This window comes from Nocardia brevicatena NBRC 12119 (assembly GCF_000308495.1).
GTDB lineage: Bacteria > Actinomycetota > Actinomycetes > Mycobacteriales > Mycobacteriaceae > Nocardia > Nocardia brevicatena.
The window spans coordinates 17,856-29,365 of sequence record NZ_BAFU01000051.1; the positions used below are offsets into that span (position 1 = coordinate 17,856).

The following is an 11,510-nucleotide window of genomic DNA, read 5'->3' on the forward strand; positions in this document are numbered from 1 at the left end:
TCTCTGGGCCTGAACCAGAGGTCGAGACTATTACCGCGCGTCGCGTTTGGTGCGACGATCGGCTCCCGAGAGAATAAAGGGGAGTAGCCTCGATAGTTGGCGCTGGGCCGGTATCGAAGAGCCAAGTATCGGCGGAGCAAGGGAGTGGTCAGTGGCAGAGAATATGCAGAACGTATGGTCGGATGACATTCCGGCCGAACGCTACGAGATCCAGCCAGGCCTGTTCCCCGACGATTCCGTCCCCGACGAACTGGTCGGATACCGCGTGCCGACCGCTTGTCAGGTCGCCGGGATCACCTATCGACAGCTCGACTACTGGGCACGCACCGGACTCGTCGTACCGTCCATTCGCAGCGCGGCCGGATCGGGCAGCCAGCGGTTGTATTCCTTCAAGGACATACTGGTCCTGAAAATCGTGAAGCGGTTGCTCGATGCCGGAATCTCGCTGCAGAACATTCGTATCGCCGTGGACCATCTGCGCAGCCGCGGCGTCCAGGACCTGGCCGGTATCACCCTGTTCTCCGACGGCACCTCCGTCTACGAATGCACTTCCCCGGAGGAAGTGGTCGATTTACTGCAGGGTGGTCAGGGTGTCTTCGGTATCGCCGTCAGCGGGGCGATGCGGGAACTCACCGGCGCCATCGCGGCCTTCCCCGCCGAACGCGCCACCGAAATCGATGACCGCCCCGAGGACGAACTGTCCTACCGTCGCCGGGCGCGCATGAACCGTAAGACCGGATAGCCGCGCCGACCGGTCGCGCATCGCCGGGAAGTGGCATGCCCCACACGGGTCGCCGGCTCGTCGCGGCTCCCCGCCGTCCTAAACTGATACCGCGTCGTATCCGTGCGGGAGAGTTCCGGGTCACCCAGGCTCGGACGCCGAAGGAGCAGCACCTCCCCGTCAATCTCTCAGGCACCAGGGACCGTGCGGTATCCGACGTCTCTGGAAAGAGGCGGCCACGGGCCGCCCGCCCATGGGGAAAGGGAACTCGGGCCGCGGCCGGGGCACCCGAATCTCTCAGGCGCCACGACAGAGGGGGAGGGCCGGATACCGCCGAGACCCGATCGGCCCGCCCACCTGGAGTGATCGTGACCCGTACTTTCGCCGACCGCCATATCGGACCGGATGACCACGAGCTGTCACGGATGCTCGAGACCATCGGGGTCGGGTCACCGGAGGAACTGGCGGCGGCCGCACTGCCGGCGGGTATCCGGGACGAGGCGGTCTCCGCGCTGCCGGCCGCCGCGAGCGAACACGAGGTCCTGGCGGAACTGGCCGAACTCGCCGCCGCGAACACCGTGACCACCTCCATGATCGGCCTGGGTTACTACAACACCCTCACCCCGCCGGTGCTGGTACGGAATCTGCTGGAAAACCCGGCCTGGTACACCGCCTACACGCCATACCAGCCGGAGATCAGCCAGGGTCGGCTGGAGGCACTGCTCAACTTCCAGACCATGATCACCGACCTGACCGGCATGGATGTGGCGAACGCGTCCATGTTGGACGAGGCGACCGCCGCGGCGGAGGCCATGACGCTGCTGCGGCGGGGCAACAGCAGGGGCGCGGCGCGACTGATGGTCGATACCGACCTGTTCCCCCAGACCCGCACCGTGCTGCACACCCGGGCCGAGCCGCTGGGGATCGAGATCGTCGAGACGGACCTCGCCTCGGGACAGTTGCCCGACGGCGAGTTCTTCGGCGTGATCGTGCAGGTGCCAGGGGCGTCCGGGCGCGTGGTGGACTGGGCGCCGCTCATCGCCGCCGCGCACGAACGAGGCGCGCTGGTGGCGGCCGGAGCGGACCTACTGGCGCTGACCCTGATCACCCCGCCGGGGGAACAGGGCGCCGACGTCTGTTTCGGGACCACCCAGCGGTTCGGGGTGTCCATGGGCTTCGGCGGCCCGCATGCCGGATATCTGGCGGTGCGCACCGCGCACGCCCGCCAGTTGCCCGGCCGACTGGTCGGCGTGTCCAAGGACGCCGACGGCACCCCCGCCTATCGGCTGGCCCTGCAGACCCGGGAACAGCACATCCGCCGGGAGAAGGCCACCTCGAATATCTGCACCGCCCAGGTGCTGCTCGCCATCGTGGCCGCCATGTATGCCTGCTACCACGGCGCCGACGGTCTGCGCTCGATCGCCCGCCGGGTGCACGGCCACGCCGAGCGGATCGCCGCCGCGCTCGGCGAGGCCCTGGTACATGACAAATACTTCGACACCGTCACCGCCCGCGTTCCCGGGCAGGCCGAGGCCGTGGTCGCCAAGGCCGCGGCGCGCGGTATCACCCTGCGTGTGGTGGACGCCGACCATGTCGCGGTGGCCTGCGACGAGGCCACCACCGACGCGCATATTGCCGCCGTCCTGGACTCGTTCGGGGGTGCACCCGCCGAACCGGTCTGCGCCGGCATCGTGAACCGCACCTCCGAATTCCTCACCCATCCCGCGTTCACCCGCTACCGCACCGAGACTGCGATGCTGCGCTACCTGCGGGAACTGTCCGACAAGGACATCGCCCTGGACCGCAGCATGATCCCGCTCGGCTCCTGCACCATGAAACTCAACGCCACCGCGGAGATGGAGCCGATCACCTGGCCGGGCTTTACCCGGCTGCACCCGTACACGCCGGCCGAGAACGTGCCCGGGCTGCTGCGGATCATCACCGATCTGGAGAACTGGCTGGCCGATATCACCGGCTACGACTCGGTGAGCCTGCAACCGAACGCGGGCAGCCAAGGCGAATACGCGGGTCTGCTGGCGATCCGCCGCTATCACCTCGACCGGGGCGAGGATCACCGCGACACCTGCCTGATCCCGTCCAGCGCGCACGGCACCAACGCCGCGTCCGCGGCCATGGCCGGGTTACGGGTGGAAGTGGTGAAATGCCGCTCGAACGGTGATGTGGACCTGGATGATCTGCGCGCCAAGATCGCCGACCACGCCGAACGGTTGGCCTGCATCATGATCACCTACCCGTCCACTCACGGGGTGTACGAACACGAGATCGCCGAGCTGTGCGCGCTGGTGCACGACGCCGGCGGTCAGGTGTACGTCGACGGCGCCAACCTCAACGCCCTGGTCGGCCTGGCGCGGCCGGGACGGTTCGGCGGCGATGTGAGCCATCTGAATCTGCACAAGACGTTCTGCATCCCGCACGGCGGCGGCGGGCCGGGAGTCGGCCCGGTGGCGGTGCGCGCGCATCTGGCGCGGTATCTGCCCGGCGACCCGCTGGACACCGATTCGCACGCGGTATCGGCGGCACGGTACGGATCCGCGTCGATCCTCCCCATCACCTGGGCGTATATCCGGATGATGGGCGCGGACGGCCTGCGCCGGGCCACCCTCACGGCCATCGCCTCGGCCAACTATCTGGCACGCCGCCTCGACGAGCACTACCCGGTGCTCTACACCGGCGAGAACGGTATGGTCGCGCACGAGTGCATCCTGGATCTGCGCGGGATCACCAAGGAGACCGGCGTCACCGTCGACGATATCGCCAAACGCCTGGCCGACTACGGATTCCACGCGCCCACCATGAGCTTCCCGGTCGCCGGAACCCTCATGGTGGAGCCCACCGAGAGCGAGAACCTGGCCGAGCTGGACGAATTCGTCGAGGCCATGATCGCGATCAAACGGGAGATCGACCAGGTCGGTGCCGGGGTATGGCCGGTCGACGACAACCCGCTGCGCGGTGCCCCGCACACCGCGGCCTGCCTGGTGGGGGAATGGGACCACCCGTACAGCCGGGAGACCGCGGTATACCCGCGCGGTGTCGCGCATACCCGGGCGAAGGTGTGGCCCGCGGTTCGGCGGATCGACGGCGCCTTCGGGGACCGCAACCTGGTCTGCACCTGCCCGCCCTTGGACGCCTACGCCGACTGAGTCTCTACCGACGGAGAGCCGTCTTCTGCGCCCTCACCGAGCGTGGCGACTCCATGTTCGCGACCATGGCCGCAATTGTGCGGCCATTCGAGTCCTGGACGCTCTCCACGTGGAACCCGCATGAGACGGCACGGGCCGGAATACGCGAAACCCCGTTCACCGGTCGGAATTGCGAGCACGCCGCGGCAGCAAGCGGAACACACTCTTGATCCCATGCAGGGCGTCGCGGTTGCCGGTCACACAGGCGGCACCGGTGTCGATCGCCTCGGTGAACGTCCGGTTCTCACCGGTGAGGCGAAGGACTCGGATTCACTGATCGTGATGGTCGCGTCCGGGTGTTGCGCGGGTCCGTGCACCGTCTCGATCGTCCCTTGACTTCCTCGGTTCGCGTCGAGCCCATCAACGAATCAACGGCGAAAGTTGCCTCGGCTCCACTGCTGCGGGATCCACCGATGCTCGTCAGATCCGCTCTGCGTCCGAACAACCTGTAGGTCTCACACATTGCGGACGGAAGCCGCACGCCGAGCTCCTCCTCGGCCGCTGCCGGATCGGCCTCGCCCCATCCACCCGGTGACATCCAGTGCGCTCGATGAACTGCCAGGCCCTACTCCGACCGGCCACGCCGCGAGCGAGTTCCATGCACACGTCAAACCTGGTCGACACGCCACAGAACTTTATGACCTCCCCTGGAGGAGATTGCCCGGAAGGCGGCGGGCCCGCCATCCTCGGCCCGCCGGCGGCCTCATCTGCCGGAGCTCACGGTGTAGTGAGTGCCTGTACGACAGCGGTGCCGAACTGGAGATCGTCGCTGCTGGGCAGGGCGGTGTACTTGCCACCGGTGCGTTCGGTGAGGGTGCGCAGGGTGTCGCTGCCCTGCCCGCCGACGACGAGGACATCGACGCGGACGGGAGTGTCCGGCGAGCCGCTGTCCGCGATCTCGGACAACAGGTCTTCGTCGGTGAGCGAGGAGCCGTCCTCGGGTCCGTCGGTGATGAGCAGGATCGAATTGGTGTAGCCGTCCCGGTATCCGGAGACGGCCGCTCGATAGGCCGCGACCAGCGCGGGATAGCATTCGTCGGCCTTGGCGGAACCGGCGCGCACGGAGCCGACCGCGTCCATGACCTCGGCGCGGTGGTCATCGGACAGCGGGGCGGTCTTCACGGCCACCTTGTGCGAATCGCCGCCGGCGAGGCTTTTGCCGAATGTCCAGACGCCGAGGCCGAAATCGGGTGGCATCACGTTCACGGTGGAGGCCAGCGCGCCGACGGTGTTGGCCATCCGGGTGGACGAGCCCTCACCGGTGCTCATCGACGAGGACACGTCCACGAGGACGGTGGCGTTCACACCCAGCACCGGGTGGGCGAGTGTGGTGCGGAGCCTGTCCAGGGCCGCCCGCGGCGGGGTCGGTACCGGGTTCGGCGGGGGCGGGGCGAAACCGGCGGTGGTGAACTCCTGCAGGCTCTCCGGTTTGCGCAGAAACTGGGTGAACAGTCCCGCGATCAGGTTCTGGGTCTTGTCCACCCACGGGCCTGCCATCAGGGCGGCCGGATAGTCCACGACCGGTGCGGCGCCGGCGGGCGCGATCGCCGTCGCGCCGCCCATGGCGTCGAGTTGGCGCACGGTCATCGGTACGGCGTGCACCGTGGCCTCGGCCGGTGCGGACGCCGAGAGAGCGGCCAGGGCCGCCGGGGTATCGGGGGACTCGGGCGCGTGCGCGGCCAGCCCGGAGACCGCGGCGACCGCCTGCCCGGACGCGGCGGCCTCCTCGGTGAGCGGGTCGGTGCCCGAGACGGAACCCGCGATGGCGGCGGCGACGGCCAGTGACGCGTCCCCGGGCGGCAGCGCCAGCTTCAGCCCGCCCCAGCCGGACAGGCCGACCTCGTCCAGCGAACCCTGTTGCAGACGCGGTAGATCCGCCCAGAAGATCCGGGTGGATCCCAGGGCGCCGCGCAGTTGGTCGGGAACGGCGAGCACGATCGGGCTGGAGGCGACGGACTCGGGTTGGCCCTCGATCAGGCCCGGCACCCGGACGGATTCGACAGAACGCATGGAATCGGGAATCCACAGCCCCGGCTTGGGGCCGAGCGCCGGGTCCCACGGGCCGTTCGAGGCGAACGCGGCGGCGATATCCGCCGACGGGCGATCCGTCACCACCACCTTCGCGCAGTGGTCACGCACCTTCGGTTCGGTCGCGTTGTACCGGTCGGCGATGGTGCGGACCGGGGCGGCGATCTCGGGATCGACCGTGACGTCCAGGGTGGCGGGTCCCTCGACACACTCTCCGGCGGCAGCGCCGGCGCGCTCGTCGGAGCGTTCGCTCAACCTGAACCAGACGAAGACCGCGGCCACCAGCAGTAGTACGGCCACGACGGCGACAACCGGTCCTTTGCTGATACCTCTGGAACTGGTTGCGCTGCGATGGGTTCCCACGAGCGCCAAGTGTAGGTCCGGGCGAGAGGGGGTATGGGATCACCCCGCGTGACCCCATACCGCTTCAATCGCGGATCATTCGACCGCGGTCGAACTCCCGCCCACCCCAGACCCCGGACTGTCCGGTGCGTTCGGCGAACTCACCGCACTCCCGACGGATGGGGCAGCTTCCGCAGACCGCCCGGGCGTAGGCGAAGTCCTGGGACGGGTACGGAAACCACGCCTCGTGGTTCGGGTCGCCCCGGCACGCGGCCCGATGCCACCCGTGGCTGTCCGACAGCGGCAGCAGATCGGTCAGTACTTCCATGGTCATGTCGATCCCTCCTTCGCGGATCGCCTCGGATCTCGTCACGTGGACGCGGCGAGCTGCTTCCAGACCCGCCGCTGCTTCTTGGCCAAGGGGTCGGGTGCCTTCGGCTCCCACAGCAACCGCATCCCGGCCTCCTCCGGGGTCCGGTCGGCCTTGACCGTATTGCAGGTGCCGCAGCAGGCGATGAGGTTCTCCCAGGTATTGGGCCCACCTCGGCTGCGCGGCCGGATGTGGTCGACGGTGTGCGCCCACTCACCGCAGTACCCGCACCGGTTGCCGTCACGGCGCAGGATCCCGGCGTGCCCGGCCCGGCCGTCCGCCCGCAGCGGGGTCGCCGCGGCCAGGTAGACGTAGCGGACCAATCGGATGGTCTCGGGCAGCATGATCTCTAGGTGTTGCGATCGGATCGGGAAATTCGGCCGGCGCACCACCACCGATTCGGCCACCCCGCCGGCCACCAGGGTCACGGCACGGTCGGCGGTGATCTCGTCCAATGCCTCGTAACTGGCGTTGAGCACCAGGACGCGGGTGCGTATCCAGTTGTCGACGGTGAGCGTCGACGGCTCGGTGGAATGCGGAATCGGCATGGGAGTCACCATGTTTCGAGACACGCGGGAACAGGCCCCGCGGGTGAGTGGAGAGCGGAGTACGGCGTGCGAGTTACGGCCGCGCCGGGAGGAGCCGGTCGATCACGGGATCGCCGCCGGTATTACCGGACAGTCGCTGTCGCATGCTCGACTCGGATATCGACCGTGTCGCGTCGACAGGTTCGACGGGATACAAGACCACTCCTCCTTTCGGTGCTCGTCGACCCGCCCGATGCGGCGGATCGGGTACGCAAACATGGTGACGCACCGAAGACACCGTTGTCAGTTCATTTTTCGGTACGGGGGCGAATCGCCGGCCGGCCACAGTCGAGGCCTGACCTCATCGGGTTCGAGCGGGGCGCGACGAACGAAACCCCGCTCCCACGCACGGCGAGGACGGGGTGGGTGCTGCGGCGGTCCGGAGGTTGCCGACGAGATGCTCCGACCTGCGGGCGATGTGTTCGCGGACCTGTTCACGCAGGGCGTGACGGTTGCCGGACGGATAGACCTGGTCGCTGGGGAAATCCTTCAGCGCCTCGCGGGCGAGGATGATCTCGTACGCCGGGGTGCTGCCTGTCGAGCGAATCCTCGGCAACTCGCCCGGAGTAGAGTGCGCACGTGCGGCAGTATCCGGGCGGGCGGTTCACCCAGTGACCCTGTGCGGCGCTACCGACCGGTAACATGGCGTCGACTTTCCACCCGGATTTTCGGAAGTGAGGCAGTAGATGACAGAGCGGATTCAGGTCGGCGGGCTGCAGGTGGCCGGCGTTCTCCACGAGTTCGTCGAGAACGAGGCACTTCCGGGTACCGGCGTGGACTCCGCCGCGTTCTGGGCCGGCACCGAGCAGATCATCAACGACCTCGCCCCACGCAACCGGGCGCTGCTGGCCGAACGCGACGAGATCCAGGGCAAACTCGATGCCTGGCATACCGAACATCCCGGCGCGAACTACGACAGGGCCGCCTACAAAAAGTTTCTGACCGACATCGGGTACCTGCGTCCCGAACCGGCCGACTTCCAGGTCACCACCGCGAATGTCGACGACGAGATCGCCGCCATGGCCGGCCCGCAGTTGGTGGTGCCGGTGATGAACGCCCGTTTCGCCATCAATGCCGCCAATGCCCGCTGGGGATCGCTGTACGACGCGCTGTACGGCACCGACGCCATCTCCGAGGAGAACGGCGCCGAGAAGGGCACCGGATACAACAAGGTGCGCGGTGACAAGGTCATCGAATGGGCGCGCAACTTCCTCGACGACGCGGTCCCCCTCATCACCGGCTCGCATATCGGCTCCCGGGGGTACGCGATCGTCGACGGCGAGTTGGAGGTGACCCTGGAAGACGGGACCACCATCGGCCTGGCCGACGCCTCGCAACTGGTCGGCTATATCGGCGATCCCGCGACGCCGTCGGCGGTGTTGCTGAAGAACAACGGTCTGCACATCGAGATCCGGATCGATCCGGACTCGCCGATCGGCAAGACCGACAACGCCGGTGTCAAGGACGTGGTGCTGGAGGCGGCCGTCACCACCATCATGGACTTCGAGGACTCGGTCGCCGCCGTCGACGCCGAGGACAAGGTGCTCTGCTACCACAACTGGCTCGGCCTGATGAGGGGCGACCTCGCCGAGGAGGTCACCAAGGACGGCAGGACCTTCACCCGCACCATGAACCCCGACCGCGTCTACAGCGCGCTCGACGGCTCCGAACTGGTGCTGCACGGTCGCTCGCTGCTGTTCGTGCGCAACGTCGGCCACCTGATGACCACCGACGCCATTCTCGACGCCGAGGGCAACGAAATCCCCGAGGGCATCATGGACGGTCTGATCACCTCGCTGATCGCCATGCACGACCTTACCGGCAACGCCCGACTGAGCAACAGCCGCACCGGCTCGGTGTACATCGTGAAGCCGAAGATGCACGGCCCCGACGAGGTCGCCTTCACCGACGAACTGTTCGCCCGGATCGAGGACGTGCTCGGCCTCGCCCGCAACACCCTCAAGGTCGGCATCATGGACGAGGAACGCCGCACCACGGTGAACCTGAAGGCCTGTATCCGGGCCGCCGCCGAGCGCGTGGTGTTCATCAACACCGGCTTCCTGGACCGCACCGGCGACGAAATCCACACCTCCATGGAAGCGGGCCCGATGATCCGCAAGGCGGAGATGAAGAGCCAGCGGTGGATCCTGGCCTACGAGGACTGGAATGTCGACACCGGCCTGGCCACCGGGCTGCCGGGCAAGGCGCAGATCGGCAAGGGTATGTGGGCTATGCCCGACCTGATGGCGGATATGCTCGCCCAGAAGATCGGTCATCCCACCGCGGGCGCCACCACCGCCTGGGTGCCCTCGCCCACCGCCGCCACCCTGCACGCCACCCACTACCACAAGGTGGATGTCTTCAAGCGGCAGCAGGAGATCGCCGAGGGCGGCCGGCGCGCCACCGTCGACGATATCCTGGAGATCCCCTTGGCCGCCGATCCGAACTGGACGTACGAGGAGAAGCGGCAGGAGTTGGACAACAACTCCCAGTCCATCCTGGGCTATGTGGTGCGCTGGATCGACCAGAGCATCGGCTGCTCCAAGGTGCCCGATATCAAGGACGTCGCGCTCATGGAGGACCGCGCCACCCTGCGCATCTCCAGCCAGCTCATGGCCAACTGGCTGCGGCACGGCATCGTGACCGCCGACGAGGTGGTGGCCGGCCTGGAACGGATGGCCCCGGTCGTCGACCGGCAGAACGCAGGCGACCCGAACTACCGGCCGATGGCGCCCGACTTCGCGGGAAGTATCGCCTTCCAGGCCGCCAAGGATCTCATCTTGGAGGGCACCCAACAGCCCAACGGCTACACCGAGCCGATTCTGCACCGCCGCCGCCGCGAGGCCAAGGCACTGGCCGCCAAGAACAACGGCTGACCACGGTAGACCCGATCGGATGGTGGACGCCCCGGCTCGACGGCCGGGGCGTCCACCCGTTTCGGAGGCCGGTCACCGGCCGGGACCGTTCGCCGAGAGGCTCGGCGAGTCCGCGGGGCGGTTGGCGTGATTGCATGCGATGACCACGGGTAATGCGACGGCAAACGCCGCGAGACGGCCGTGTCTCGTCAATGGGAGGAGAACACGATGGCCATCGAGATCCGCTCGGTGACCGGTCCTCGGGACCGGGGTGCTCGGCTCGCAGACCGCGTTCCACGGCTTCGACGTCACCGCGTACGACATCAGCGACGAAGCGCTGGCCGCGGCGCGGGATCGCTTTGCCCGACTCGCCGCGACCCTACCGCGAGGAGGTGTCCGGCGCCACCGACGAAAAGGTCGAGCGGACGCGTTCGGGTATCGCACTCACCACCGACCTCGCCGCCGCCGTGAAAGAGGCCGATCTGGTGATCGAGGCGGTGCCCGAGGTACTCGACATCAAGCGGGAGACCTATACACATCTCGGCGAACTCGCACCGAGCCGAACCATCTTCGCGACGAACTCGTCGACCCTGCTGCCGAGCGATATGAAGACTTTCACCGGCCGGCCGGACAGGTTCCTCGCCCTGCATTTCGCCAATCAGGTGTGGAGGTTCAACACCGCCGAGGTGATGGGCACGCCGCAGACCGATCCGGCGGTGTTCCGGGCGGTGGTGGACTTCGCCGAGAAGATCGGCATGGTGCCGATCGAGTTGCACAAGGAGAAGGCGGGTTATGTGCTGAACTCGCTGCTCGTGCCATTCCTCAACTGCGCGGCCGCGCTCGCCGCGGGCGGTTACGCCGAACCGGAGGCGGTGGACAAGACCTGGCGTATCGCCACCGGCGCGCCGATGGGTCCGTTCCAGATCCTGGACATCATCGGCCTGACCACGCCCTACAACATCCTCGTGCACGGTGGCGAGGGCGAGCGCCGGCTCGCGGACTGGCTGAAGACCAACTACATCGACAAGGGCAAGCTCGGCCTTGCCACCGGGGAAGGGTTCTACTGGTATAGCGAGTAGGCAGTCGGATCCTTCGGTTTCACCCGGTCGTCCTGTGAGCGGCAGTGGCCGCCCCTTGGCCTGGTCACGGTCGACCATCGTCGACTGTGCCGGTGTTTTCGGCCGTGATGGGACATGGTCACCGCCCACTCCACGCGAGTGGGTGGACGATGGTATGAACGGAATCGTCCTGCTCGCGGTCTCGTCAGGGGTTGGGACTCACCCAGTGAAGACTCGCGTTCATTTCGTGCAGGATATCGAGTGTCATTCCGGTGGAGTGTTGTTTTCCCCATGGGTTTTCCAAGAGCAGGCTTCCGCCGTCGTCGAGCTTATCGGGAACATAGACATC

The 11,510-nt window shown here is 67.4% G+C and carries 6 protein-coding genes, 1 pseudogene and 1 riboswitch; of the genes and pseudogenes, 4 read left to right on the plus strand and 3 right to left on the minus strand.

Going from position 1 to position 11,510, the window contains the following annotated elements:
• Window positions 1-163: 163 nt before the first annotated feature.
• Window positions 164-742, plus strand: coding sequence for a MerR family transcriptional regulator (locus ON20_RS11440; protein ID WP_051162205.1), 579 nt, complete (start codon window positions 164-166; stop codon window positions 740-742).
• Between the two features lie 95 nt (window positions 743-837).
• Window positions 838-936: riboswitch (glycine riboswitch) on the plus strand.
• 153 nt (window positions 937-1,089) lie between these two features.
• The gene (gene gcvP, locus ON20_RS11445; protein ID WP_086008970.1) at window positions 1,090-3,882 is read left to right on the plus strand and encodes an aminomethyl-transferring glycine dehydrogenase; all 2,793 of its coding nucleotides are present in this window, start codon (window positions 1,090-1,092) and stop codon (window positions 3,880-3,882) included.
• A gap of 756 nt (window positions 3,883-4,638) precedes the next feature.
• Here gcvP and ON20_RS11455 read toward each other — a convergent pair.
• The 3 genes from ON20_RS11455 to ON20_RS11465 all read right to left on the minus strand — a co-directional run bounded on the left by ON20_RS11455 (window position 4,639) and on the right by ON20_RS11465 (window position 7,209).
• Window positions 4,639-6,312: a VWA domain-containing protein gene (locus tag ON20_RS11455; protein ID WP_218002501.1), complete on the minus strand. Its 1,674-nt coding sequence runs from the start codon at window positions 6,310-6,312 to the stop codon at window positions 4,639-4,641.
• A 64-nt stretch (window positions 6,313-6,376) separates the two neighbouring features.
• Window positions 6,377-6,625, minus strand: a complete 249-nt coding sequence (locus ON20_RS11460) for a WhiB family transcriptional regulator (RefSeq protein WP_040835173.1) — start codon at window positions 6,623-6,625, stop codon at window positions 6,377-6,379.
• A 35-nt stretch (window positions 6,626-6,660) separates the two neighbouring features.
• A complete protein-coding gene (locus tag ON20_RS11465) occupies window positions 6,661-7,209 on the minus strand; it encodes an HNH endonuclease (protein ID WP_086008968.1) in 549 nt (182 codons plus the stop codon).
• A gap of 725 nt (window positions 7,210-7,934) precedes the next feature.
• Here ON20_RS11465 and ON20_RS11470 point away from each other — a divergent pair.
• Together ON20_RS11470 and ON20_RS11475 are read left to right on the plus strand one after the other, a co-directional pair.
• The gene (locus ON20_RS11470; RefSeq protein ID WP_040835175.1) at window positions 7,935-10,124 is read left to right on the plus strand and encodes a malate synthase G; all 2,190 of its coding nucleotides are present in this window, start codon (window positions 7,935-7,937) and stop codon (window positions 10,122-10,124) included.
• A 250-nt stretch (window positions 10,125-10,374) separates the two neighbouring features.
• Window positions 10,375-11,182, plus strand: a pseudogene (locus ON20_RS11475) (3-hydroxyacyl-CoA dehydrogenase).
• The last annotated feature ends 328 nt before the right edge of the window (window positions 11,183-11,510 follow it).

What these genes read in the sequence shown, in the direction of transcription:
- ON20_RS11460 (WP_040835173.1), bottom strand. Translation starts at nt 6,625, where the DNA reads ATGACCATGGAAGTACTGACCGATCTGCTGCCGCTGTCGGACAGCCAC.
- ON20_RS11440 (WP_051162205.1), top strand. Translation starts at nt 164, where the DNA reads ATGCAGAACGTATGGTCGGATGACATTCCGGCCGAACGCTACGAGATC.
- ON20_RS11465 (WP_086008968.1), bottom strand. Translation starts at nt 7,209, where the DNA reads ATGCCGATTCCGCATTCCACCGAGCCGTCGACGCTCACCGTCGACAAC.
- ON20_RS11470 (WP_040835175.1), top strand. Translation starts at nt 7,935, where the DNA reads ATGACAGAGCGGATTCAGGTCGGCGGGCTGCAGGTGGCCGGCGTTCTC.